The 25,149-nt window shown below is 70.8% G+C and carries 16 protein-coding genes; 7 read left to right on the forward strand and 9 right to left on the reverse strand.

What is annotated here, in order from left to right; genetic code table 11:
* Positions 1–125 precede the first annotated feature (125 nt).
* Positions 126–1,112 carry an AraC family transcriptional regulator gene (locus ACSEEN_RS02555; protein ID WP_440712226.1) on the forward strand — a complete coding sequence of 329 codons (987 nt, stop codon included), beginning with the start codon at positions 126–128 and terminating at the stop codon, positions 1,110–1,112.
* Positions 1,113–1,119: 7 nt separating this feature from the next.
* On the opposite strand, the gene ACSEEN_RS02560 is transcribed toward ACSEEN_RS02555, so the two are convergent.
* Complete coding sequence (locus ACSEEN_RS02560; protein WP_440712227.1) at positions 1,120–2,232, reverse strand: magnesium and cobalt transport protein CorA; 1,113 nt, start codon at positions 2,230–2,232, stop codon at positions 1,120–1,122.
* 52 nt (positions 2,233–2,284) lie between these two features.
* Here ACSEEN_RS02560 and ACSEEN_RS02565 point away from each other — a divergent pair, with 52 nt between their 5' ends.
* Both ACSEEN_RS02565 and ACSEEN_RS02570 read left to right on the forward strand, forming a co-directional pair.
* Positions 2,285–2,905, forward strand: coding sequence for a MarC family protein (locus ACSEEN_RS02565; RefSeq protein WP_247867126.1), 621 nt, complete (start codon positions 2,285–2,287; stop codon positions 2,903–2,905).
* Between the two features lie 37 nt (positions 2,906–2,942).
* A complete protein-coding gene (locus ACSEEN_RS02570; protein WP_440712228.1) occupies positions 2,943–3,809 on the forward strand; it encodes a glycine betaine ABC transporter substrate-binding protein in 867 nt (288 codons plus the stop codon).
* Positions 3,810–3,851: 42 nt separating this feature from the next.
* On the opposite strand, the gene ACSEEN_RS02575 is transcribed toward ACSEEN_RS02570, so the two are convergent.
* The 5 genes from ACSEEN_RS02575 to ACSEEN_RS02595 form a co-directional block, all read right to left on the reverse strand.
* Positions 3,852–4,934, reverse strand: a complete 1,083-nt coding sequence (locus tag ACSEEN_RS02575) for a tetratricopeptide repeat protein (RefSeq protein ID WP_440712229.1) — start codon at positions 4,932–4,934, stop codon at positions 3,852–3,854.
* Entirely contained in the window at positions 4,927–6,831 is a 1,905-nt protein-coding gene (locus ACSEEN_RS02580) for an NB-ARC domain-containing protein (RefSeq protein ID WP_440712230.1), read from the reverse strand. The genes ACSEEN_RS02575 and ACSEEN_RS02580 overlap by 8 nt, the downstream gene beginning before the upstream one ends.
* A 170-nt stretch (positions 6,832–7,001) precedes the next feature.
* The gene (locus ACSEEN_RS02585) at positions 7,002–7,829 is read right to left on the reverse strand and encodes an SDR family NAD(P)-dependent oxidoreductase (protein ID WP_440712231.1); all 828 of its coding nucleotides are present in this window, start codon (positions 7,827–7,829) and stop codon (positions 7,002–7,004) included.
* Between the two features lie 34 nt (positions 7,830–7,863).
* Entirely contained in the window at positions 7,864–8,697 is an 834-nt protein-coding gene (locus ACSEEN_RS02590) for an SDR family NAD(P)-dependent oxidoreductase (RefSeq protein WP_247867131.1), read from the reverse strand.
* A 26-nt stretch (positions 8,698–8,723) separates the two neighbouring features.
* Positions 8,724–10,235 carry a flavin-containing monooxygenase gene (locus tag ACSEEN_RS02595; protein ID WP_440712232.1) on the reverse strand — a complete coding sequence of 504 codons (1,512 nt, stop codon included), beginning with the start codon at positions 10,233–10,235 and terminating at the stop codon, positions 8,724–8,726.
* A gap of 80 nt (positions 10,236–10,315) precedes the next feature.
* On the opposite strand from ACSEEN_RS02595, the gene ACSEEN_RS02600 reads away from it, so the two are divergent.
* Positions 10,316–10,951 (forward strand): TetR/AcrR family transcriptional regulator, encoded by a 636-nt coding sequence (locus ACSEEN_RS02600; RefSeq protein WP_298444061.1) that lies wholly within the window; start codon positions 10,316–10,318, stop codon positions 10,949–10,951.
* A gap of 70 nt (positions 10,952–11,021) precedes the next feature.
* Here ACSEEN_RS02600 and ACSEEN_RS02605 read toward each other — a convergent pair whose 3' ends face one another.
* The 3 genes from ACSEEN_RS02605 to ACSEEN_RS02615 form a co-directional block, all read right to left on the reverse strand.
* On the reverse strand, positions 11,022–14,792 hold the full coding sequence (locus ACSEEN_RS02605; RefSeq protein WP_440712233.1) for a multifunctional oxoglutarate decarboxylase/oxoglutarate dehydrogenase thiamine pyrophosphate-binding subunit/dihydrolipoyllysine-residue succinyltransferase subunit: 3,771 nt from the start codon (positions 14,790–14,792) through the stop codon (positions 11,022–11,024).
* Positions 14,793–14,959: 167 nt separating this feature from the next.
* Entirely contained in the window at positions 14,960–18,775 is a 3,816-nt protein-coding gene (locus tag ACSEEN_RS02610; protein WP_440712234.1) for an ABC transporter ATP-binding protein, read from the reverse strand.
* A complete protein-coding gene (locus ACSEEN_RS02615) occupies positions 18,772–19,590 on the reverse strand; it encodes a hypothetical protein (RefSeq protein WP_440712235.1) in 819 nt (272 codons plus the stop codon). The genes ACSEEN_RS02610 and ACSEEN_RS02615 overlap by 4 nt, the downstream gene beginning before the upstream one ends.
* Positions 19,591–19,739: 149 nt before the next feature.
* On the opposite strand from ACSEEN_RS02615, the gene ACSEEN_RS02620 reads away from it, so the two are divergent.
* The 3 genes from ACSEEN_RS02620 to ACSEEN_RS02630 all read left to right on the forward strand — a co-directional run bounded on the left by ACSEEN_RS02620 (position 19,740) and on the right by ACSEEN_RS02630 (position 25,130).
* Positions 19,740–21,242: a DHA2 family efflux MFS transporter permease subunit gene (locus ACSEEN_RS02620; protein WP_371308443.1), complete on the forward strand. Its 1,503-nt coding sequence runs from the start codon at positions 19,740–19,742 to the stop codon at positions 21,240–21,242.
* A 70-nt stretch (positions 21,243–21,312) separates the two neighbouring features.
* The gene (locus ACSEEN_RS02625; protein WP_440712236.1) at positions 21,313–22,530 is read left to right on the forward strand and encodes a metallophosphoesterase family protein; all 1,218 of its coding nucleotides are present in this window, start codon (positions 21,313–21,315) and stop codon (positions 22,528–22,530) included.
* Positions 22,527–25,130 carry an AAA family ATPase gene (locus tag ACSEEN_RS02630; protein WP_440712237.1) on the forward strand — a complete coding sequence of 868 codons (2,604 nt, stop codon included), beginning with the start codon at positions 22,527–22,529 and terminating at the stop codon, positions 25,128–25,130. The genes ACSEEN_RS02625 and ACSEEN_RS02630 overlap by 4 nt, the downstream gene beginning before the upstream one ends.
* The last annotated feature ends 19 nt before the right edge of the window (positions 25,131–25,149 follow it).

Consider the following 25,149-nt stretch of genomic DNA (forward strand, 5'->3'; position numbering starts at 1 on the left):
GGAGTACTACCTATCGTGAGAGTGTGACTGACGCAACTGACAGTAGAGTCGGGTGGGGAGCGGCACTATCCGCATCGCGTCGGCGCGATCCGGATCGCGCCACGAGTTCTACCGAGGAGGCGGCGGTGACCGAGTCGGTGCTGGGCGACGTCGAGCGGGCGTCGCGCACCCTGGGCGTCGATCAGTTCCAGGCGCAGGCCGCCGGGCTGCTCACCGCGCATCGCATCGCGGTCGCCGGCCGGGAGGGGCCGCACGAGTTCCGCGGGGTGGTGCAGGTGGCGCAGGTGGCCGACATCCAGGTGATCTACCTGGAGCAGGGGATCGCGGTCGACGTCGAGATCACCGAACCGATCGACTACTACGACGTGATCGTCGCGATGCGCGGCACCAGCCGGATCAGCGCGGGCGGCGGCGGGTCGTTGATCGACGCCGGCCACGGTGCGGTGCTGAGCCCCGGGATGCGGGCGAGCATGCAGATGGACGACGACTACGGGCAGCTGCACCTGCGCATCGAACAGCGCACCCTGGACCGGCACCTGGAATCGGTGCTCGGCCGGCCGGTCGGCGCCCCCGCCGGATTCGCCGTGCCGATGGACCTGCGGTCGGGTCCGCTGCGGTCGTGGCGGCACCTGGCCGACATGGTCTACGGCGACCTGGCCGCCGGCGACGGGCTCGCGGCGCACCCGCTGGCGGCGCGGAGCTGGCGCGATCACATGCTGACCGGGCTGGTCGCGGCGCAGCCCGGCAGCTATCTCCGGGCGCTCGACGATGCCGCCCACGAACGCCCGCATCGGCGAGCGCTGGCCCGGGCCCTGGAGTACTGCGAGGAGCGGATCGCCGAACCGATCGGCGTCGACGACCTCGCCGCCCACGCCGGGGTGAGTCGCCGATCGCTGCAACGGATGTTCGCCGAGGAACTGGCGGTGTCGCCGGCCGGTTATCTGCAGCGGTTGCGGCTGCGCCGGGTGCGGGCGGACCTGCTCGACGGTGACCCGGCGGCCACCGTCACCGACGTCGCCCTGCGCTGGGGATTCGCCCATCTGTCCCGGTTCGCCGCGGCCTACCGGGAGCAGTACGGGGAACTCCCGTCGCAGACCCTGCGGCGCCGGTGACCGCGGGTCAGAGCCAGTGGTTGCGGTGCAGCGTCCGCCACAGCAGCAGACACACGCTGATCACGCTGAGCAGCAGCACCGGATACGACCAATGCCAGTGCAGCTCGGGCATCCAGTCGAAGTTCATGCCGTAGAAGCCGGCGACCATCGTCGGGACCGCGGCCAGCGCCGCCCACGACGAGATCTTGCGCATATCGGTGTTCTGCTGGATGCCGACCTTGGTGGCGGCGGCGCCCAGGAGCGAGGTGAGCCGCTCGTCGTACTCGGTCACGGCGTCGATCACGGTGCGCAGGTGGTCGTGCACGTCGCGGAAGTGCCGGCGATTCTCCTTCTGCCGGAAGGTCTCGGTGCGCTCCACGCGCAGCAGCGCGCGCGGCCGCTGGTCGTCGCCGGACAGCCAGGCCAGCGGCTCGTCGAGCGGGATCACCACCCGCCGCAGTTCCAGGATCTCCCGCTTGAACAGGTAGACCACGTCGATGTCGAGGTTCTTGGTGCTCGAGGAGAACACCCGCTCCTCCACCTCGTCGACGTCGTCCTGCATCTCCTCGACGACGGCCACGTAGCCGTCGATGATGTGGTCGGCGATGGCGTGCACCACCGCGGGCGGACCGACGGCCAGGCGCTCGGGGTTGGTCTCCAGCCGCGCCCGCACGCCGGCGAGCCCGGTGTGGTCGCCGTGCCGCACGGTGATGACGAAGTCGTGGCCGGCGACGATCATGATCTCGCCGGTGTCGACGATGTCGTTGGCCCGGTCGAGCGAGTCGTGGTCGATGTACTTCATGGTGCGCAGCACCATGAAGAGCGTGCCGTCGTACAGTTCGAGCTTCGGCCGCTGGTGCGCGTGCACCACGTCCTCCACCAGCAGCGGGTGCAGGCCGAAGACCTCGGCGACGGTGTTCATCTGACCCTGGGTCGGCGCGTGCAGGCCGAGCCACACGAAGCCCTCGCCGGTCTCACGGACGATCTCGTGCGCGCTGGCGTAGTCGACATGCGCGGACACGCGCCTGCCGTCGACGTAGATGCCGCAGTCCACGATGGCGCGGCTCGCCGGTATCGGCGGCAGGATCGGGCCGTCGCCGCCGCGGCGGCCGCCGTTGCCGCCCCAGGGGAGTGAGGGCACGTCCACGATCGTACGGCGCATCGTGCCGCGGGGCCCGGGTAACATGCGCCCCGTGCACTTCGAGACGGCGGTTTACACCACGACGGCGATCACGCTGATCGTCATCATGGATCCGCCGGGCCAGGTTCCGGTGTTCCTGTCCCTGGTCGGACGCCGCTCACCCGAGTACCGCAGGCGCGCGGCGATCCAGGCGCCGCTGGTGTCGCTGCTGGTCATCAGCATCTTCGCGGTGGCCGGCCGATTCATCCTCAACTACCTGCACGTCTCCATCTCGGCGTTGCAGGGGGCCGGCGGCCTGCTGCTGCTTCTGGTGGCGCTGCAACTGCTGACCACCACCGGCGGCCCGAAGACCGCGGCGGCCGACGACGAGGTCAACGTCGCGCTGGTGCCGCTGGGGACCCCGCTGCTGGCCGGTCCCGGTGCGATCGCCGCGGTGATCGTCGCCGTCAGCCAAGCGCACGGCCGGCCGGGCGCCTACCTGGCGATCGCGGCGGCGATCATCACGGCACACGCCGTGGTCTGCCTGGCCCTGCTGTATTCGACGGTGCTGATCCGCGTCTTGAAGGTCAGCGGCATCACCTTGCTGGCCAAGATCGCCGGTCTGCTGCTGGCCACCATCGCCGTCCAGTTGATCGCGACCTCGGTGACCGGATTCGTGCAGGCCGCCTCGTGAGTTCGCGTCGGCGTCGGGTCGGCTACCGTGGGCAACGATGCTGAAGCTGCGTATCCCGGCCGCGATCCTGGCGATCCTCGCGGCGCTGGCGACCCTCACCGCGTGTGGTGACGACACCGCGCGCCCCCTGCTGATCGGCTCGTCGTCGTCGTCGCCCGCCATGCGGGCCGCGGCCGCCGTGTACGCGGTCTCGCTGACCCGGGCCGGTATCCCGGCGACCACCGACGGCGCACCGACCGGATCGGACGCGCAGCTGCTCGACGACGCGGGGACCGGCCGCGTCGATCTGTTCCCCGCCTTCACCGGCGACCTCCTCACCCAGCTCTCCAGCAAGCCCGAGGCGATGGGTGGCGAGGACCTGCTGACCGAGGTGGCCCGCGCGCTGCCGCAGGGCGTCTCCATCGGCGACCCGACCGGGGTGAGCAACCGCCCGCAACTGCTGATCGCAGCCGGTCTGCGGGACCGGCACGACGTGGCGACCCTGGACGACTGCGGGCGGCTGCCCGCCGGACTGCCGCTGGTGGTGACCGGTGACCCCGGGCCGCAGACGCTCGCGGCGTTCGCCGGCTGCCGTCCCGGGCCGGTCGAGACGGTCGCCGATCCGCGCGCGGTGATCGCCCGGGTGTCGAGCGGGCAGGCACTGGGCGTGCTGCCCGCGCTGGACACCGCCGGGGCCGGCGACCTGGGCGACGTGCAGGCGCTCAAATCGACCGGTGCGCCCCGCGCGCAGGACCTGGTGCCGGTGTACCGCAGTGCGGCGTTGAGCAAGTCGGGTCTCAAGCAGCTCGGCCGGATCGCCGGGGAACTCACGACCGGCGACCTCGCGAAGCTCGCCGCCCGGGTGCGGGCGGGGGAGGACCCGCGCGTAGTCGCCGCCGACTGGCTGTCCGGCGCCGGGGACTAGAGCCGAGGCCGTGCAGTTGAGCAGGGGGAGACGGTCGGTGATCTATCGGCCGGGCGTGAGATCGGCGAGGTTCCGCCGGGTGCGGACGGTGTCCGGATGATCGTGGCCCAGCCGTGATTCACGTCTGGCGAGCACATTGCGATACAACGTGACGGCCTCCTGGGTGCGTCCGAGGGCGGCGTATGCGAACGCGACGTTGTGGGCGGAGGTCATTCTGTCCGGATGCGACGGACTCAGTGAGCGTTCTCGCTCGCTCAGCACCTGCTGAAATAGCCGCAGCGCCTCCTCGGTCCGCCCGTCTTCGTGGTAGGCGAAGGCCAGGTTGTTCATCGAGAGGAAGATGTCGGGGTGATCGCGGCCGAGGGTCGTGGTTCGCAGGTGCAGGACTCGGGTGTACAGGTCGAGCGCCGGGCCGTAGTCACCCATCGACTCGTAGGTGTACGCGAGGTTGTTCATCGTGGTGAGTGCGTCGGGATGGTCCGAGCCGTGGAGGCGTGTGATGTCGTCGAGCAGTTGTTTGCCGACGTCGATCGCTTCGTCATAGCGTTCCGCGGATTCCAAGGTGAAAGCGATGTTGATACGTACCTCGAAGGTCTCGGTGGTACCGACCCCGTACCGAGTCTCGAGCGCGTCGAGCACCTGCCGATACAAAGCCAGCGCAAGCTCAGCCCGGTCCGCATCTTCATACACATCCGCGAGCGCGGTCATCGTCGTCAGTGTGTTCGGATGGACCGGCCCGAGCGTCCTGGACTGATCCTCACGAAGACGCTCGAACAGTGAGATCGCTGTCGGCAGGTGCCCGAGCGAAGCATGTACGGTCGCCAGCCGATACCGAGCGTTCAGTACATCTGGGTCCTTATCGTCGCGCTCGGCTGCGAGCGATTCAGCAAGAGAAGTGGCGCAGTCGAGTGCCTCGTCGAGTTGCCCGGCGCGGTCGAGCGCATCGAGCAGACTCATGAACGCGCGGATGGTCGCGGGGTCCGCAGCCCCCAGGACACGGGTGGCGTCCGAGACGTTGAGACGGGCATTCTGCGCGGCAGTCTGCGGGTCCCCGAGCGCGAGCAGCAGATCGACGGCTTTGGAGCGCACATGGGTGAGCTTCCGAACCACGTCGGGGTCAGTCATCGTGCTCGGGTGCTTCGGCATCCTCGCCGGTCTCGAAGACGTTGGTGGCCAGGGCCTCGATCTGCTGCACGAGGTGCAGACTCGCGTCGCGCCCCGACCAGGCCGGTTCCGCATCGATTCCGTCCTGGACGAGCCGCAAGGTGTCCGCGACCGCGATGTCGGCGCGGCCGGCACGACTGGTGCGTTCCCTGATTACCCGGCCCATCAACCGGTGCATGATGACCGCGTTACCGCCTTGCGACCACGACAGGATCGACGCGCTCACACAACGTTCCAGCGCATCCTCGATGTCCGCGTTACTCCACCCCTCTCCTGAGCCCGTCGCGACCTGGGTAAGCAGATCGCGATTCACGCCGTCGGGGGAGAGGTTCGCGATGATCTCCAGGAGGGAGCGCGCCACATCACCGCCGACGCCCGAGGCGACGGAGTCGATTGCGAGCAGCAGAGCGGCTGTGGTGCTGTGGGGATACTCCACGCTCCGGCCGCGCCCCAGCACCTCGACCACCGGATACGCTTCGAGATCTGCGAGGCACTGTGCGAAGGTCAGCTGGCGCCGTCGCGCGTAGGCGGAGATCGCGGCGAGCGCTAGCGGTAGGTCGCCGAGTTCGTCCGCGACCTGGTCGGCGCCGCGGCGGTCGGTGGATTCGGTTCGGCCCAGAAGGTACTCGATGGACTCGGTGCGCTCGAACGTGTCGACGTCGATCGCCGTCGCGAGATCGCGGAACGCCCGGTTAGTCGTGGTGATGATCACCTTCGCGTGGCCCGTCGCGGGCACGATGCGGTGGGCGAGGGCTGGGTCTTCGGCGTTGTCGAGCACGAGCAGGCTCGGCTGATCCGAACTGGACAGGTGCTCCCGAAGAAGGACGGTCGCTTCGTCGTGATCTGTGCCCTCGTCCACCAGCCCTAGCCGTTCGGCGACGCGCGCGAGACCGGTCAGCAGAGTGTCCTCTGTCTCAGCGTTGATCCAGGCGACCAGCGGCACCCGGTCGGTGACCGCGGCGCGGGCGCACGCTGCGGCGACCTGGGTCTTGCCGACGCCCCGCATCCCGGTCAGTGCGGTCACGACTACGACCGGGGAGGAGCTGAGCTCCACCGACAGTCTCCGGACGAGGTCGCGATCCACGAACGTCTGCGGCTCACCCGGGATCTGACCGGTGACAAGCGTCTCGCCGCCAAGAGCCGCCCGTGTGGGGTGGAGGAGCGAAGCGCGAATGTCTCTCCGGAGCGCCCGCCACGCGGGACTGTCGAGCGTGGGCGCATCCAGGATGCTGGAATGGTCCCCGGGAAGCACATGCACGGTGCGGAACGATCCGCGTCCAGATGCCACTGGCACCACCCCGTCCGTCTCTCCGAGGTAGGCGGTGATCGGGATCGGGCAGCGCGAGGGCGATACGTTGAGAGCCTGGTCCACCCGCTGCACCACGTTCGCATGTGTCTCGGCCACGGCGGTTGCGAACGGCCTGAGCTGGCGATCCTGCGGATGCCGGCCGAGCAGCGTCTTGCGGAGTGTCAGAACGATTTCTGACCCGTGGCTCGGGCACGCGAACAACGACACACCTCGAATACGAGATAACTCGTGACCTCGGTCTGCGTTGAGCTGGCGGATGAGCATCCGCTGGATCGCCAGACCGCCCTGGCTGTGACCTACCAAGTACAGATTCGCGGGTTCCGGTGCTTCGAGTCCGAGGAAGGTCCAGAGCCCGTCCGCGATCACATCGAGGTCCGGGATCACCCGAGTCGGATTGAAACAGAACTTGGGGGTGCTGTACCGGTAACGAGCGACCTTTACTTGATCAAGTCCGTCATCCTCGCTCAGGCATGAGGCGAGGCCGTCGAATACATGCGGGCCCGAGAAAACGCCGTGGACGAACACGACGCTCAACACACCCTGGTCCATCAGCCTCATCACCTCCGCGAGAGGCTTTCGCGATCGCCTCCGGTCCTGTGACACGAGCTTAGCGGCGCCTCCTCATGGGGGCTCCGTCCGACGTGATGAGCGGCGCGGACGAGTGCTGCACGAGGAGACGAGGCTCCCAGAGTCACATCGCTGACCGCGCGGCGTCGCGACTAGATGCCGGCGAGCTTCGCGGCCCGCGCAGAGATGCCCTGATACCAGGAACCGGCCAGCCGGACGCCGAGATCGAGCACCTTCGCGTCGGGGCCGACCAGGACGCGGGCCCGCTCCTTGACGGTCGCGTTCAGGATGATCTGGGCCGCCCGCTCGGCCGATGTGCGGGCCAGGTGCTTGTCGAAGTAGTCGGCGCCGGCCTTCGCATCGCGGTCACCCGACGCGGTGGCGTTGCGGGCGATGGCGGTCTTGATGCCGCCGGGGTGCACGCAGGTGACGGCGACCTCGGGGTGGCTCAGCAGCATCTCCTGGCGGAGCGATTCGGTGAAGCCGCGGACCGCGAACTTGGCCGAGTTGTAGGCGCTCTGACCCGGCTGGGACAGGATGCCGAACAGCGAGGAGATGTTGACGACGGCGCCGTCGCCGGAGGCGATGATGTGCGGCAGGAAGGCCTTGGTGCCGTTCACCACGCCCCAGTAATCGACGTCCATGATGCGTTCGAGATCGGTGAACCCCATGGTCTCGACGTCCCCGTTGTGGGCGATCCCGGCGTTGTTGATCACGGCGTTCACGGTGCCGAAGTGCTCGGCGACGGTATCGGCGTAGGTCAGGACGGCTTCGCGTTCGGCGACGTTGAGCAGTTGCGTGTGCACCTGCGCGCCCGGCACCGCACCGGTCACCAGACGCTCGGTGGCGCCCAGTCCCTCCGCGTCGACGTCGGAGATCGCGACCTTCGCGCCGCGGCGCGCGGCCAGCACCGCGAGTTCACGGCCGATGCCCGATCCGGCGCCGGTGATCACCACGACCTTGTCGCGCAGATCCTTCATCGCGGCGCGCTCGGTGAGTGACGGCCCGGTCGGGTCATCGGTTCAGCTTCTCGAAGGCGAACTTGGTGACGCGCGCGGTGAAGCCCTGGTAGGCCGAACCGGTCAGACGCACCAGCACGTCGATGATCTTCGCGTCGGCGCCGACCAGCACGCGGGCGTTCTCCCGGTGCACGGCCGACAGGATGATCCGCGCCGCGCGCTCCGGCGAGGTGTGCGCGAGGTACTTGTCGAACATGTCCGAGAAGGACTCCAGGTCACCCGACGTGGTCGCGTTGCGGGCGATGGCGGTCTTGATGCCGCCGGGGTGCACGCAGGTGACGGCGACCTCGGGGTGGCTCAGCAGCATCTCCTGGCGGAGCGATTCGGTGAAGCCGCGGACCGCGAACTTGGCCGAGTTGTAGGCGCTCTGACCGGGTTCGGAGAGGATGCCGAACAAGGAGGAGACGTTGACGACGGCGCCGTCGCCGGAGGCGATGATGTGCGGCAGGAACGCCTTGGTGCCGTTCACCACGCCCCAGTAGTCGATGTCCATCACGCGCTCGATGTCCTTGAACTCCATCACCTCGACATCGCCGTGATGGGCGATCCCGGCGTTGTTGAAGATGGCGTTCACGGTGCCGAAGTGCTCGGCGACGGTGTCGGCGTAGCTCAGGACGGCTTCACGCTCGGCGACGTTGAGCAGCTGCGAGTGGACCTGCGTGCCGGCCGCCGCCTCGGTGATCAGCGATTCGGTGGTGGCCAGGCCGTCCGGGTCGATGTCGGAGATCGCCAGCTTCGCACCGCGCCGGGCGAGATCGATCGCCAGCGCCCGGCCGATCCCGGAACCGGCCCCGGTGACGACGACGACCTTGTCGCGGAAGTTCTTCATGCGGGAGTGCTCTCTTTCTGGGACTGTCAGACGTGCGCCGGGGTGGCGGCGGGGGCGGATACGGTGGTCGAGACGTCGTAGGCCGCGATGTCGAAACGGCGCGTCGCATTGCGGAAGACGAAGGTGAAGCCGGGCCACAGGGTGGTGATGTTGCCGTGCTCATCCTTGTACCAGGACGAGCAGCCGCCGTTCTCCCACACGCTGTGGCGCAGGGTCTGCTGGAGACGGGCGTTGTAGCGTTCCTGCGCGGCCGCGGAGACGTCGACGCGGGTCAGGCCGCGTTCACGCACCTGACGCAGGTAGTCGACCAGGTAGTTGAGCTGCGACTCGATCATGTACACCATCGAGGTGTGGCCGAGGCCGGTGCCCGGGCCGACCAGGAGCATCAGATTCGGGAAACCGTGGACGAAGCTGCCCTTGTAACCCGCCATGCCGCTCTCGGCCCACACCTGCGCCAGGCTCCGGCCGTCCGCGCCGTGGATGGCGTCGAACATCGGCGAATCGGTGACGTGGAAGCCGGTCGCGACGACGATGACGTCCACGGGGTGCGACTCGCCGTCGCGCGTGACGATGCCGTCGGCGGTGATCTTCTCGATGCCCGAGGTCACCAGGTCGACGTTGTCGCGGTCGAGGGTCGGGTACCACTCGTTGGACTTGAGGATGCGCTTGCAGCCGACGGCGAAGGTCGGGGTGACGCGGGCGCGCAGCTCCGGGTCGCGGATGCCGCGGAAGATGTTCGCCTTGCAGAGGGCCTCGACCGGCTTGAGCGCCTTGGGGGCGTAGGTCATGCCGGCCGCGACCGACTCGTTGGCGGTGTAGATGGTGCCGCGGATCAGGTTCTGCAGGCCCGGCACGTGCTTGAACGCCCAGTTCTCGACGGGCAGGTACGGGCGCTCGGTGCGCGGGACGATCCACGGGGCGGTGCGCTGGTAGACGTCGAGGTGACCGGCGATCTCGCCGAGACGGGGGACGATCTGAATGGCCGAGGCGCCGGTGCCGATGACGGCGATCCGCTTGCCCGCGTAGTCGGCGTCGGCGTCCCAGCGGGCGGAGTGGACGATGGTGCCGGCGAAATCGTCGAAGCCCTCGATGTCGGGCAGATTCGGCTCGCACAGCGGGCCGATCGCGCCGATCAGCTGGCGCGCGGTGACGGTGCTCGCCTCGCCGTCGCGTTCGATCGCGATGGTCCAGCGCGCGGTGTCCTCGTCCCAGTCGGCGCGGGTCACCTCGGTGCCGAACCAGGTCCGCTCGGCGATGCCGTACCGGTCGGCGACGCCGTTGAGGTAGCGATGGATCTCCGGCTGGTGCGAGTACGAGCGCGACCAGTCGGGGTTCTGGGCGAACGAGTAGGAGTACAGGTGCGAGGGCACGTCGCACGCGGCGCCGGGGTAGACGTTGTCGCGCCACGTTCCGCCGAAGTCCGCGCCGCGATCGAGCACCAGGTAGTCGTCGAAGCCGTTCTGTCCCAGCTTGATGGCCGCGCCGAGCCCGGAGAAGCCCGCTCCGACGATGACGATCTCTACATCGCGTGTTGTCATGGTGCTCACGATAGAGCCTTACTGAATCGGAGTCAACGACTTGTTGAATCGAAGTCAATAAGTGCCCTACAGTGAGATGTATGACGGTGACCGGGAAGGACGCCGGCGCTGCCGGGACGGTGCGCCGCAGGCGGATGAGCCCGGAGGAGCGGCGTCGCCAGCTGCTCGATCTGGGCCAGGAGATCGCCCTGGAGCGGTCGCTGGAACAGGTGACGATCGACGAGGTCGCCGAGCGGGCCGGGGTGTCGCGGGCGCTGATCTTCCACTATTTCGAGTCCAAACAGGACTTCCACGTGGCGCTGGTGCAGGAGCAGGCCGAGGTGATGCTCACCCGCACGCTGCCGCCGTCCGAGGTCGAGGACCCGCTCGCCGCGCTGGTCGTGTCGATGTCGTCGTACCTGGACTACGTCGAGGAGTTCAAGGAGCATTTCGTCGGCCTGCTCCGCGGCGCGATGAGCTCGGACCCGGCGATGCGGCGGGTGGTCGACGGCACGCGCGCGGCGATGGCGCGGCGGGTACTGGACCACGCGCCGCGGCTGGGGATCGAGCCGTCGCCGGCCGTCGCGACCGCGGTCCGCGGCTGGACCGCCTTCGTCGAGGACGTCGTGATCCGCTGGATCACCGATCCGGAGCCGGAACTGAACCGCGACCAGGTCCTCGGGATGCTGGTCGGCTCGCTGCCCGCCCTCGCCGCGAGCGCGTCGTTGATCGAGTGAACCCCGACCGGCGACGACGGGGCCGCACCAGTGCAGGTGCGGCCCCGTCGTCGTCAGGCGGTACGGCCCGTCAGGAGAAGGCGCCGTCGATGATCTCGGCCTGCTCCACGGCGTGCACCTTGGACGAGCCGGACGACGGTGCGGCCATCGGGCGGCGCGAGATGCGCCGCAGACCCGACAGCAGCTCGGGGAGCTGCTCGGGCAGCCACAGCCCGAGGAACGGCCACGGACCCTGGTTGGCCGGCTCCTCCTGAACCCAGACGAAGTCCGTCGCGTTCGGGTACTGCTCCAGGATGCGGCCCAGACGGCGGTGCGGCACCGGGTGCAGCTGCTCGATCCGGACGATCGCGATGTCGCCGCGGCCGTCCTTCTTGGCCCGGGCGGCCAGCTCCCAGTACAGCTTGCCCGAGGTCAGCAGCACGCGGGTGACGGCCGAGCGGTCGAGCTTGTCGCCGTCGCCGCGGAAGTTGCCGGCGAAGCGCGGATCGTCGCGCACCGACAGGAACTTGCCCTCGCTGAACTCCTCGATCGGCGAGACGGCCGCCTTGTTGCGCAGCATCGACTTCGGCGTGAAGACCACCAGCGGGCGGCTGATGCCGTCGTGCATGTGGCGGCGCAGCAGGTGGAAGTAGCTGGCCGGGGTGGACGGCAGGGCGACGGTCATCGAGCCCTCGGCGCACAGCTGCAAGAAGCGCTCGATCCGGCCGGACGTGTGGTCCGGGCCCTGGCCCTCGTGGCCGTGCGGCAGCAGCAGGACCACGTCGCTGCGCTGGCCCCACTTGGCCTCGCCGGAGCTGATGAACTCGTCGATGATCGACTGGGCGCCGTTGACGAAGTCGCCGAACTGCGCCTCCCACAGCACCAGCGCGTCCGGGTTGCCGATCGCGTAGCCGTACTCGAAGCCGAGCACCGCGAACTCGCTCAGCGGCGAGTCGTACACCATGAACCGGCCCGGGCCCTGCGGCGCCAGGGTGTTCAGCGGGGTGTACTCGCTGCCGTTCTCCCGGTCGATGAGGACCGAATGCCGCTGGGTGAAGGTGCCGCGGCGCGAGTCCTGACCGGACAGGCGCACCGTGATGCCCTCCTGCACCAGGGTGCCGAACGCCAGCAACTCGGCGAACGCCCAGTCGACGTCGCCGTTGCGCGACATGTCGTGCCTGCGCTCCAGGACCGGCTTGACACGCGGATGCGGGGTGAAGCCCTCCGGCACGTTCAGGAAGGCGTCGCCGATCTGCTCCAGCGCGGCCGTCGGGACCCCGGTGTTCAGGTTCACCTGCAGCTGCTGGTCCTCGGTGATCGGCTCGCTGGGCTCCGGCTGGAAGCGGTCGAGCTCCTTGACCTCCACGAACACCCGCTCGAGCTGGCCCTGGTAGTCGCGCAGGGCGTCCTCGGCCTCCTTGGTGGAGATGTCACCACGGCCGATGAGCGCTTCGGTGTAGCTCTTGCGGACGCTGCGCAGATTGTCGATCACGTCGTACATGGCCGGCTGCGTCATCGACGGGTCGTCGCCCTCGTTGTGGCCGCGGCGGCGGTAGCAGACCATGTCGATCACCACGTCGCGGTGGAACTGCTCGCGGTAGTCGACGGCCAGCTGCGCGGCCCAGACGCAGGCCTCGGGGTCGTCGCCGTTGACGTGGAAGATCGGCGCGCCGATCATCTTGGCGACATCGGTGCAGTACTGCGACGACCGCGAGTACTCGGGCGCGGTGGTGAAGCCGACCTGGTTGTTGACCACGATGTGCACGGTGCCGCCGGTGCGGTAGCCGTTGAGCATGGAGAGGTTCAGCGTTTCCGGAACCACGCCCTGGCCGGCGAACGCGGCGTCGCCGTGCAGCATCAGCGGGAGGATGTCGAACTGGTGCTCCTCGTCGAGCAGGTCCTGCTTGGCGCGGACGATGCCCTCCAGGACCGGGTCGACGGCTTCCAGGTGGCTGGGGTTGGCGGTCAGCGACACGTTGATCTCGTTGTCGCCGAACATCTGGTAGTAGGTGCCCTCGGCGCCGAGGTGGTACTTGACGTCGCCGGAACCGTGCGCCTGGGCGCTGCCCAGGTTGCCCTCGAACTCGGTGAAGATCTTGGAGTACGGCTTGCCGACGATGTTGGCCAGCACGTTGAGGCGGCCGCGGTGCGGCATGCCGATGATGACTTCCTGCAGGCTGTGCTCGGCGCTGCGGTCGATCACCGCGTCCATCATCGGGATCACCGACTCGGCGCCCTCCAGCGAGAAGCGCTTCTGGCCGACGTACTTGGTCTGCAGGAAGGTCTCGAAGGCTTCGGCGGCGTTGAGCTTGCTCAGGATGTACTTCTGCTCGGCCACCGGCGGCTTGACGTGCTTCACCTCGACGCGCTCCTGGAGCCAGCGCTGCTGCCCCGGGTCGAGGATGTGCGTGTACTCGACGCCGATGTGGCGGCAGTAGGCATCGCGCAGGATGGACAGGACGTCGCGCAGCTTCATCTCGTTCTGGCCGTGGAAGCCGCCGACCTTGAAGGTGCGGTCCAGGTCCCAGAGGGTGAGGCCGTAGGTGAGCACGTCGAGATCCGGGTGGGCGGCGCGGGCGTCGCTCTCCATCATCAGCGGATCGGTGTCGGCCATCAGGTGGCCGCGACTGCGGTAGGCGGCGATCAGCTCGAGCACGCGGGTGTTCTTGTCGACCGCACCGGCCGGGATGTCCCGGCGCCAGCGGATCGGCTCGTACGGGATGTGCAGCGCGGTGAAGATCTCGTCCCAGAAGGCGTCGTCGAGGATCAGCTCGTGGATCCGGCGCAGGAAGTCGCCGGACTCGGCGCCCTGGATGATGCGGTGGTCATAGGTGGAGGTCAGCGTCATCACCTTGCCGACGCCGGCGTCGGCGAGCTGCTGATCGCTCGACCCCTGGAACTCGGCGGGGTACTCCATCGCACCGGCGCCGATGATGGCGCCCTGACCCGGCATCAGGCGGGGGACCGAGTGGACGGTGCCGATGGTGCCCGGGTTGGTGAGCGAGATGGTGACGCCGGCGAAGTCCTCGGCGGTCAGCTTGCCGTCCCGCGCGCGGCGGACGATGTCCTCGTAGGCGGCCCAGAACTCGCCGAAGCCCATCGTCTCGCAGCCCTTGATGGCGGCGACGACGAGCGTGCGCTGGCCGTTCTTGCCCGGCAGGTCGATCGCCAGGCCGAGGTTCGAGTGCGCCGGGGTCACCACGTTCGGCTTGCCGTCGATCTCGGCGAAGTGCCGGTTCAGGTTGGGGAACGACTTGAGCGCCTGGATGATCGCGTAGCCGAGGATGTGGGTGAAGCTCACCTTGCCGCCGCGGGTACGGGCGAGATGGTTGTTGATGACGACGCGGTTGTCGAACATCAGCTTCACCGGGATGGCCCGGACGCTGGTGGCGGTGGGCACCTCGAGCGAGGCGTTCATGTTCTTGACGATGGCGGCGCCGGGACCGCGGATCACCTTGTTCTCGTCGGCGGCGGGCTCGCTGGCCGGCTTGGCGACGGCGGCCGAGCGGCTGACGCCGGAGGCGGCCTTGGTGGCGGCGGCCTCGCGCGCCGGGGCCGCCTTGCGCGGGGCGGCGGTGCGGGTGGGCTCGGCGTCGAGGGTGATCGCGGGCTTGGCCGAGACCGGTCCGGTCGCGGCGGCCGGGGGATCGGCGGGGGCCACCTGGGCCGGGGCGGCGGGCGTGGCCGGCGCCACCGGGGCGGCGGGTGTGGGGGCGGGGGCGACCTGGTCGGGCTTGTACGACTTGAGCAGGTCGTGCCAACTGGGATCGACCGATCCGGGATCCTTCTGGAATCGCTGGTACATCTCCTCGACCAGCCATTCGTTTTGTCCGTAGTCGGTCTGGGATGTCGAACTGCTCACAGCGTCGTCTCGCCTCTTAGATATATCGATGTGGTCTTCGATCGCCGGCCGGCCGCGTCGGATTGCGTGCAGCACCGGCCAACAGTCGATCGTACGCCCAGAAAAGTCCGCACGCCCGGCTTCCGGGCGCCCTGACCGGCCGACTCACGAGTAAGTGGCGGGAATCACTACCGGCGTCCGGCTGTGGCGCCCGCATCGTCGGGCGCGACGCCCGCCGCCCACATCCGCGCATAGGTGCCACCGGCCGCCAGCAGGGCGTCGTGCGGGCCGCGTTCGACGATCCGGCCGTCCTCGACGACGGCGATGGTGTCGGCCCGGGCCGCGGTCGCCAGGCGGTGCGCGACGATCACGCTGGTCCGCTTCCGGCGCAGCGCGGTGCCCGCGGCGAGCACCTGCGCCTCGGTGGCCTGATCGAGGGTCGCGGTGGCCTCGTCGAGCAGGATCAGCTCGGGCTCGACGAGCTCGGCACGCGCCAGCGCGATCAGCTGTCGCTGCCCCGAGGACAGACCGCGGCCGCGCTCGGAGACGGCGAAGTTCATGCCGCCGGGCAGACCGGCGATCATCGCCGCGGCACCCACCCGGCGGGCGGCCTCGGCGATCTCCTCGCGGCCGGCGCCGGGGCGCCCGTAGGCGATGTTGTCGGCGACGGTCCCGGCGAACAGATGCGGTTCCTGGGGGACCACGCCGAGCCGGGCGCGGTAGTCGTGCAGATCGAGGGTCCGCAGATCGTCGCCGTTGTACTCCACCGCGCCGCGGGTCGGGTCGTAGAAGCGGGCGAGCAGTTTGACGATGGTCGACTTGCCGGCGCCGGTGGGCCCCACCAGGGCCAGTGACGCGCCCGGCGGGAGATGCAGGTCCACGTCGTGCAGCGCGTCGGCAGGCGCGACCGAGTAGCGGAAACCGACCCCGTCGAGCCGGACGTCGGCCATCCCGGAACGGTGGTCCCCGTGCCGGTCGAGCGGAGCCGGGATCGCCGCCTCCTCGGCCACGACGGCGGCCTCGACGAGGGAACTCGGGGTGGTCAGCAGGTCCCCGATGCGGCGCAGACCGACACTGGCCTGCTGATAGCCGTCGAACACGGTGGTCAGCTGCTGTACCGGCCCGAACAGCATCGACAGGTACAGCACGAAGGCCACCAGCGTGCCCGCGGAGAGCCGGCCGTGTGCCAGCTGATGGGCGCCGAAGCCGATCGCGACGGCGGCCGCGACGTCCGCGCAGAAGGTGATGAACGGGAAGTACGACGCGATCGCGCGCTGGCTGCTCATCCGCGCGGCCACCCAGGCGTCGCTGAGCCGGCCGAACCGGGCCTGCGCGATGGCGGTGTGGCGGTAGGCGCGGGTGGTGGCGAGCCCGGCGATGTTCTCCTGGAAGTCGGCGTTGACCGCGGACACCAGCTCGCGGGCCCGACGGTACGCGCCCGCGGCGACGCGGCGGAACCAGAGCGTCGCCAGCGCGAGGATCGGGAACACCGGCAGCACGGTGAGGCCCAGCTCCCAGTCGGTCACCATCAGCATCGCGAACACGCCGACGACGGTGAAGATCGCGACCACCGCGGAAGCCAGGCCGGTCTGGATGAAGGTGGAGAGCGCGTCGACGTCGGTCGTCATGCGCGTCATGATGCGGCCGGACAGTTCGCGCTCGTAGTAGTCGAGGCCCAGTCGTTGCAGGTGGGCGTAGCTGCGCACGCGCAGCGCGTAGAGGACGCGTTCGCCGGTCCGCGCCGAGACGAGCGTGTTGACCGCCTCCACCACCCAGCCGGCCGCGACCAGGGCCAGGCCCACCCCGGTGGCCGCCCACAGCAGATCGGCCCGGTCGTGCGTGCCGGCATCCAGGACCACCCGGGCCAGCGACGGGTAGGCGAGGCCGATCAGGGTGTCGAGCGCCAGGGCGACCAGCATCACGACCAGCAGGCCGCGCACCGGGCGCAGGATCTGGCGCAGCGAGAACACCGGGTTCTCGGCGGCGGCCGCCGCGACGTCGACCCGCGGATCCTCGTCGGCCGGCGGCAGCGCGGCGACGGCCGCGGTGATCTCCGGGGTGGCCGGCATGCTGCCCAGGGCACTGGACAGCTGTCCGCCGCCGCGGGCCCCGCCACCGCCGCCTCCGCCACCGGGACCGGGGCGGGTGGGGGCCGCGGTCGCGGCGCGGGCCGGTTCGGCGGCGCGCGGTGCGTCGGTGCGCCACAGGTCGTCGACGGTCAGCGCGGCCTGCCGGGCCACCCGCTGCGCGGCTGCGCGCTCGGCCTCGGCGCCGTCGGGCGGGGACATCAGTTCGGCGAACCTCGGGCAGCGCGCGTCGAGCTCCTCGACCGTGCCGATGTCGAGGATGCGACCCTCGTCGAGCACCGCCACCCGGTCGGCGACCGCCAGAGTGGAGCGGCGGTGGGCCAGCAGCAGCATGGTGGTGCGCCGGGCGCGCAGCCGGGTGAGGATCGCCGCCTCGGTGACCGCGTCGACCGCCGACGTGGCGTCGTCGAGGACCAGGACGCGCGGCTGCGCGTAGAAGGCGCGGGCCAGGGCGATGCGCTGCCGCTGTCCACCGGACAGGGTGAGGCCGCGTTCGCCGACGGTGGTGGCGAAGCCGTCGGGCAGGTCGTCGACGAAGTCGGTGGCGGCGGCCTCGTCGGTGGCCGCGCGCAGCGCCGGATCACCGGGGTCGGGCGGCGGCAGCGGGCCGAGCGCGACATTGGCGGCGATGGTGTCCGAGTAGAGGAAGGGCTCGTCGAAGGCGACCGCGAGCGCGCCGTGCAGCGCGTCCGGGTCGAGCGCGTCGACGTCGTACCGGTGCCCGTCCGCATCGGTGAGACTGACCCGGCCGGCGTCGGCCCGCGACGCGCCCTCCAGGAGCGCGGCGAGCGTCGACTTGCCCGAGCCGGGGCCGCCGACGACGGCGACGGCCTCGCCGGGTGCCACGCGCAGGTCGACCCCGGCCAGCACCGGGCGCGTTCCGCGGGTGAGCGCCACCCCGTCGAGCCGCAGTCCGAGCGGGCCGTCCGGGAGCTGCCCGGTGTTGGTCAGTGCGGGGTCGAGCGGGTGGTCGATCACGTCGAACACGCGGGACGCCGAAGAGGCCGCGAGCTGGCTGGCGACCACCAGGTTGGTGAGGATGCGGGCCAGCGCCGTCATGCTCGCGAGGTAGGTGGTGAAGGCGAGGAAGGTGCCCGCGGTGAGCGAGCCGCGCAGGGTGAGCCAGCCGCCGACCGCGATCACCAGCACCATGCCCAGCTCGGGGACGGCCGCCATGGTCGGCGTGAAGCGGGAGGAGAGTCGGGCGGCCCGCATCCGCAGGCGGAACAGGGTGCCGCCGAGTTCGGCGAGTTCGGCGGTGGCGCGCCGCTCCTGGCCGAAGCCCTTCACCACCCGCACGCCGGTGACCGTCTCCTCGACGTGCCCGGCCAGCTCGGCGGCGGCCTGCTGCGCCGACCAGGTGGCCGCGAACAGGCGCCGCCGCCCGCGATAGGCGACGACGGCGACCAGCGGCACCGTGACCAGCGTGACGATGGTCAGCAGCGGGGAGAGCCAGGCCATGATGCCGATCGCCAGGACCACCTGCACGGCGCCGCCGAGGGACAGCGGCGCCATCGCGAGAAGCCCCTGCACGACCTGGAGATCGGAGATCGACCGCGACACCACCTGCCCGGTGCGCAGCGTCTCCTGGGCGGGTCCGTCGAGCCGCAACAGGGTCGCGAGCATCGCGCGGCGCAGCCCGTCCTGCACGACGATGGACAGCCGCCCGGCCAGCAGCCGCCGGCCGAACTGGCAGCCGTAGCGGATCAGTGCGGCCACCAGCAGCGCCGCCACCAGCACCGACAGGGCGACCCCGCCGCGGACCTCGCCGGTGGCGTGATCGATGGCGGAGCGGGCGATCAGCGGCGTCACCAGGTCGACGGCCACCGCGCCGAGCGTCACCGCGACGGTCAGCAGCGTGAGACGCCGATGCTCCCAGCAACGAGCGGCGAGTGCCGCCAGCCAGCCGGGCGTCACCGTGGCAGCACGGTGCCGTCGACGTCCCAGAAGCGCGGCGGGGGACCGAAGGCCTCGCGGGCGTTGCGCAGCACCAGCGAGCCGAGGGCGCGGTTGCCCGCACCGCCGACCGCGGCGCCGATCCCGCCCGGGATCAGTTTGCCGACCAGGATCGGGGCCCGGCGGACGGCGAACTTCTTGACCAGCTTGGTGGTCAGCGTCTTGTTCAGGCTCGCCAGCCGGCCGGCCGACACGCGGCCTCCGGCCATTCGCACGATCGCGTCGGTGCCGCGCGTCCCGGCGACCTTGCCGAGGGCGGCGACGCCCTCCTCGCCCATGGCGACGGCCAGGACCAGGGCGCGGCGCCGTTCCGCCTCGTGCGGCGAGATGCCGTGCACCTCGGCGGTGGCCAGCGCGAGCAGCGCGGAGGCCTCGATGAACACGGCGGTGTCGGCGGTCAGCGCGGACAGCGCGGTGATGGTGCCGACGCCGGGGATCGAGGCCGTGGCGCCGACCGCGGCGCCGGAGGTGGTGACCGCGTTGAGGTACCGCCGCTCGAGGCGCCGGATGATCTGTTCGGGAGAGTCGTCGGGGTACTTGGCGCGCAGCCGGGTGACGTACTTCGCGACGGCCGGCTGTTGCAGCCGATGCGCCTTCTCGACGATCCGGGTGACCAGCGCGACGGTCCGCGTGGACTTCTCGGCGGCATCACGCGGCAGTGCCGTCTCCGGGACGGCGACGTCGCTCACCGGCACCGGGAGCGCGCCGCCGTGGTAGACGTCGAGCCGGGCGTGCGGGTCCACGACGGTCTTCGCGGCCTTGCTTCTTCGCGCCATCTGCTGCTCCGTTCTCGCGGGCGGACGGGCTGTTCTCCGCCGCCGTCCAGATTAGGGGAACTCGCGTTGTCGGCGGTCGGTGCTACTGTCGGCTCGCTCCGCTGACAGGTGCGGCCGCGGGCCGCGCTCGCGGCCCCGCCGAACCGAGGATGACCGTTATGACCGTTCCCGCTCCGCCGCAGTTCAAGTCGGTCACCGACCGCCCGTGGGCCGCGCTGCTCGCCCTGTGCGTCGGCTTCTTCATGATCCTGGTCGACATGTCGATCGTGGCGGTCGCACAGCCGGAGATCATGGAGGCGCTGCACGCCGGCGTCAACGGGATCGTCTGGGTGTCCAGCGCCTACCTGCTCACCTACGCGGTGCCGCTGCTGATCGCCGGCCGGCTCGGCGACAAGTTCGGGCCGAAGAACGTCTACCAGGTGGGCCTCGTGGTGTTCACGCTCGCGAGCATCTGGTGCGGTCTGGCCGGCTCGATCGGCGAATTGATCGCGGCTCGCGCGGTGCAGGGTATCGGCGCGGCGCTGATCACCCCGCAGACCATGGCGCTGGTGACCCGGATCTTCCCGCCCGAGCGGCGGGGTGCGGCGATGGGCGTGTGGGGCACCGTCGCCGGTGTCGCGACGCTGGTCGGCCCGCTGCTGGGCGGCATCCTGACCGACAATCTCGGCTGGGAGTGGATCTTCTTCATCAACGTGCCGGTCGGCGCGGTCGGCCTGGTCCTGGCCGCGACGCTGGTGCCGCAGGTGGAGACGCACGATCACCGTTTCGACTGGATCGGCGTGATCCTCTCCGGGCTGGGTCTGACGGCGCTCGTCTTCGGCGTCCAGGAGGGCCAGACCTATCACTGGGCGGCGTGGATCTGGGTGCTGATCGCGGTCGGGGTGGCGCTCATGGGGCTGTTCCTGCTGTGGGAGGCCCGCACGCGCACCGAGGCGCTGGTGCCGCTGAGCCTGTTCCGGGAACGCAATTTCTCGCTCTGCAACGTCGGCATCACCTCGATGGGCTTCGCGGTGTCCGGCTCGATGATTCCGTTGATGTTCTTCCTGCAGTTCGTGGGCGGCATGTCGCCGACGCGGTCGGCGCTGATGATGGTGCCGATGGCCGTGCTCACCGGTGTGTGCTCGCCGATCGTCGGGCGGATCCTGGACCGGGTGCATCCGCGCAACATCATCTCCACCGGCCTGGCCGGGTACGCGATCGCGACCGGGCTGCTCGGCTGGCTGATGACGCCGTCGACGCCGGTGTGGCAGTTGCTGATCCCGACGTGCCTGATGGGCCTGTCGTCGGCGTGCATCTGGGCGCCGCTGGCCGCGACGGCCACGCGCAATCTGCCGTGGAGCGACGCCGGCGCGGGCGCGGGTGTGTACAACACCACCCGGATGATCGGCTCGGTGGTCGGCACGGCGGCGATCGGCGCGCTGATGATGACCTTGCTGGCCGACAAGCTGCCGGGGATGAACGCGGCGGCCTCGGAGGGATCGAAGGTGCACCGGCTGCCCGAGGTGGTGTTCGGGGTGCACGTGCGCGAGGGCTTCGCCTCGGCTATGGGACAGTCGTTGTTCCTGGGCGCGGCGGTGCTCGTCGTCGGTGCGATCGCCACCCTCTTCCTGGTCCGGCCCGACCATCAGGGATCGCCGCGCGGCGCGGCCTGACCGACTTTGTCGGAGGGGCCTCCTACCATCGTCTCGACGAGGTGGTCGACGACAGCGAAAGGGGGCCGCCATGACCGTGCCACTGTTCGATCTGCCCGAGTCGGAGCCCGGAACCGCCGTCGGCGGCGACGCGGCGCGCGAGGTCACCTTCCTGCACACCGCCGACTGGCAGCTCGGCATGACCCGGCATTTCCTGGGCGCCGACGCGCAGCACACGTACGACGCCGCCCGCGCGGATGCGGTCGCCGAGATCGGCAGGCTCGCGTCCCGGACCGGCGCCGAATTCGTGGTGGTCTGCGGCGACGTGTTCGACGACCCGCGCGTCTCGTCGCGGATCATCCGCCGCACGCTCGACGCCCTCGGCGACTATCCGGCACCGGTGTATCTGCTGCCCGGCAACCACGACCCGCTCGACGCGACCTCGGTGTACCGGAGTGCGACCTTCGCCGCGGCCTGCCCGCCGAACGTGCACGTGCTCGAGAAGGCCGGCCTCGTCCGTGTCCGGGACGGGGTCACCCTGGTGGCGGCGCCGTGGACCACCAAGCGCCCGGACGGCGACCTGATCGCCGAGCAGTTGGCCCGGCTGGGGTCCGCCGACGAGGTGCGGATCGTGGTCGGGCACGGCGGTGTCGACACGTTCAGTCCGGGGTCGGATCCGGCCCGGGTGGCCGCGGCGGATCTGGAGGCCGCGGTGCGGTCCGGTCTGGTCGACTACGTGGCACTGGGCGACCGGCACTCGGCGACGCCGATCGGGGAGTCCGGCCGGATCTGGTACGCGGGTGCCCCCGAGGTCACCGACTTCGATCACGTCGAGACCGGCTCGGGCCAGGTCCTGGCGGTGACCGTGGGTCGCGGTGCCGGGGCCGCGCGCGAGGTGGAGGTGGTCCCGCACCGCGTCGGGCAGTGGACCTTCACGACTCTCCGCCAGGACGTCGACGGCGCCGCCGACCTCGAGGTGCTGCGGGAACGCTTGACGGCGCTGCCGGACAAGTCTCGGACCGTGGTCAAACTGGCCCTGGTGGGCACTCTGAGCCTGGCCGACGACGCGGCCTTCGAGGCGCTCTTCGCCGAGTTCGCCGAGCGCCTGGCCGGGCTGTGGCTGTGGGAGCGCCACCACGACCTGACCGTCGTCGCAGATCCGTCCGACGTGTCGGCGCTCGGTCTGCAGGGGTACGCGGCGCAGGCGGCGGACGAACTGTCGGCCCTCGCCGCCGGCGAAACGCCTGAGGCCGGGGCGGCGCGCAGCGCGCTGTCGCTGTTGTTCCGGCTGGCGGGATCGTCGTCGTGAGACTCCACCGGCTGCGCCTGCGCGACTACCGCGGCATCGCCGAGCGGGAGATCGACTTCGCCGACTCGGGGATCACCGTGGTCGAGGGTGCGAACGAGGCGGGCAAGTCGTCGATGATCGAGGCGCTCGACCTGCTGCTGCAATATCCGTCGAGCAGCAAGAGCACGGCGGTGCGCGCGGTGCAGCCGGCCGGGCGGGACGTGGGTTCGGAGGTCTTCGCCGAGATCAGCTGTGGACATTGGCGTTTCGAATACTTCAAGCGGTTCAACAAGAAGGCCGAGGCGGCGCTCACGATCATCGAGCCGCGCCGCGAACAGCTCACCGGGCGGGCGGCGCACGAGCGCGTCGAGCAGATCCTCGCCGAGTCGCTGGACAGCCCGCTCTACCGGGCGCTGCGGTTGCAGCAGTCGGGTGCGCCCGAACTCGGCCGGCTGAGCGATTCGTCGGCGCTGGCGCGGGCCCTCGATCGGGCAACCACACCGGTCGACGCTCACGCGGACGACGGCGACGGCGACGCGGACGCCCAGGCGCTGATCGCGGCCGCGGAAGCCGAGTACCAGCGGTACTACACGCTCAAGGCGGGCCGCCCGGCCGGTGAACTCGCCGCGGCGATGGCGGCGGCCCGGATGGCGCGCGCGGAGCTGGACGAGCGCCATCGCGGACTGGACGCGGCGGAACGGGCCGCCGCCGAACTGCCGGACGTGGAGCAGGCGTACCGGGAGGCGACCGCGGCCGAGGTGCACGCGCTCGAGGAACTGGCCGACGCGAGCCGTCGGGTGGCGGACGCCGAGAAGGTCGCCGCCGCGTTGGATCAGGCCGCCGAGCGGGCGCAGCGCCGGGAGATCGCCGTGCGGCTCGCCGAGCGCGACCTGGCCGACCGCCAGGACGCTCAGCGCCGGGTCGCCGTCCTCGCGGACCAGGTCGACGCGGCACGGGAGTCGGCCGCGGAGCTGGCCGGGACGGCGGAGCGCGCCGACGCCGAGGTCGCGGACCTGGACGGGGCCGTGACGGCGGCGCGGGCGCGGCACGAGGCGCTGTCCGCGGAGCTGACGGCCGCGGTCGAGGCCGAGCGGGTACGCGCCGATCGCGCCCGGATCGCCGAGATCGAGGCCGTGCTGAACGAGCTGAGTGAACTCGCCGCCTCGCGCGCCGGGATCGTCGCCGGACTGGAGTCGAATCCGGTCGGCGCGGAGCAGGCGGAGCAGGCGGTGCGCCTGGATCGTGCGCTGGCCGTCGCGCAGGCGCGCGTCGAGGCCGCCGCCGCACGCGTCGAGGTCACCCCGCTCGGCGGCGAGGAGGTCCTCGTCGACGGTGCGGCGATCGGTGACGCGGTCGCGCTGTCCGCCGTCGGGGACACCGTGATCGAGACCACCGGCGTCCGGGTCCGGGTGATCGGCGCCGCGGGCACTCGCGCGCTGTCGGACGACCTCGATGCGTTGCGGCGATCGGAACGGGAACTGCTGACCGCTTGCCGGGTCGAGTCGCTGGCGGAGGTGGCCATGCGCGCCGCCGAGCGCGGCGCCGCAGGGCGTGCGCTCGCCGACGTCGAGGCCGCCGGCCGGCGGCTGCTCGGCGGGTCGACGGAGCAGGCGCTGTCCGGCGAGCGTGACCGGCTGCTCGCGGCGTCGCCCGGCGAGGCGCCGGCCGCCGGCGACCGGCCGGTGGACCAGTTGCGGGTCGCCGAGCGTGAGCAGCAGGGGTTGGTGGCGCGTGGCGAACGGGCGGCGAGTGCGCGTCGTGCGGAGGCCGCTGCGGCCCGGGTGCGTGCGCAGGCGCAGGCGGAGACCGCCGAGCGGGCGGCGTCGGACCTGGCCGTCGCTCGTGCCGAACTGCTGGAACAGCGCGCGCGGATCAGTGACGAGGCCCTGTCCGGCGTCGCGGACACGGCGCGGGCCGAGCACGCCGAGGCGTGTGCCGTCGTCGACGAGCAGCGGGCTCGGGCGCAGCGGCTGGACCTGCCGGGGCTGCGTGCCGCCTGCGCCGAGGCCGAACAGCGGCTGGACCGGTTGCGCGGCCGGATCGGGTCGCTGCGGGATCAGCGGACGCAGTTGCGCACGCTGATCGAGCAGTGCCGCACCGAGAACCGGCTCGACGACCTCACCCGTGCCCAGACCGCCGATCGGGCCGCCGCGGCCGAGCTGGAGCGCGTTACCCGGCGGGCCGAGGGCGCCCGGCTGCTGTACCGGACGCTCACGCGTACGCGCGCCGAGAGTCGTGCGCGGTATGTCGCGCCGTTCACCGAGCGGCTGGAGACGCTCGCCAAGCCCGTCTTCGGGGAGTCGGTGCGCTTCGAGGTCGATGACGACTTCACCATCGCCAGCCGCACGCTCGACGGTGTGACCGTCGATGCGAGCGCCCTGTCCGGGGGAGCGCGGGAGCAGCTGGGCCTGATCGCCCGGCTCGCCTGCGCGATGATCGTCGACCCCGGTGACGGCGTCCCGGTGATCCTCGACGATGCCCTCGGCTACTCCGACCCGGCGCGGCTGGCCTCGATGGCCGGTGTGCTCGGCGACGCCGCCGGCGGCGCGCAGATCATCGTCCTGACCTGCACCCCGGACCGCTACGCGGCGGTGCCCGACGCCCGGGTGGTGGCCGTCTAGCGCGCGCCGCGACCCCCGT

Source organism: Gordonia marina (genome assembly GCF_052036135.1).
Lineage (GTDB): Bacteria > Actinomycetota > Actinomycetes > Mycobacteriales > Mycobacteriaceae > Gordonia.

Excerpts from the sequence above, each read along its gene's own strand:
- ACSEEN_RS02570 (WP_440712228.1), top strand. The coding sequence starts at position 2,943 with ATGCTGAAGCTGCGTATCCCGGCCGCGATCCTGGCGATCCTCGCGGCG.
- ACSEEN_RS02575 (WP_440712229.1), bottom strand. The coding sequence starts at position 4,934 with ATGACTGACCCCGACGTGGTTCGGAAGCTCACCCATGTGCGCTCCAAA.
- ACSEEN_RS02585 (WP_440712231.1), bottom strand. The coding sequence starts at position 7,829 with ATGAAGGATCTGCGCGACAAGGTCGTGGTGATCACCGGCGCCGGATCG.
- ACSEEN_RS02600 (WP_298444061.1), top strand. The coding sequence starts at position 10,316 with ATGACGGTGACCGGGAAGGACGCCGGCGCTGCCGGGACGGTGCGCCGC.
- ACSEEN_RS02615 (WP_440712235.1), bottom strand. The coding sequence starts at position 19,590 with ATGGCGCGAAGAAGCAAGGCCGCGAAGACCGTCGTGGACCCGCACGCC.
- ACSEEN_RS02625 (WP_440712236.1), top strand. The coding sequence starts at position 21,313 with ATGACCGTGCCACTGTTCGATCTGCCCGAGTCGGAGCCCGGAACCGCC.
- ACSEEN_RS02580 (WP_440712230.1), bottom strand. The coding sequence starts at position 6,831 with ATGGACCAGGGTGTGTTGAGCGTCGTGTTCGTCCACGGCGTTTTCTCG.
- ACSEEN_RS02620 (WP_371308443.1), top strand. The coding sequence starts at position 19,740 with ATGACCGTTATGACCGTTCCCGCTCCGCCGCAGTTCAAGTCGGTCACC.
- ACSEEN_RS02595 (WP_440712232.1), bottom strand. The coding sequence starts at position 10,235 with ATGACAACACGCGATGTAGAGATCGTCATCGTCGGAGCGGGCTTCTCC.
- ACSEEN_RS02590 (WP_247867131.1), bottom strand. The coding sequence starts at position 8,697 with ATGAAGAACTTCCGCGACAAGGTCGTCGTCGTCACCGGGGCCGGTTCC.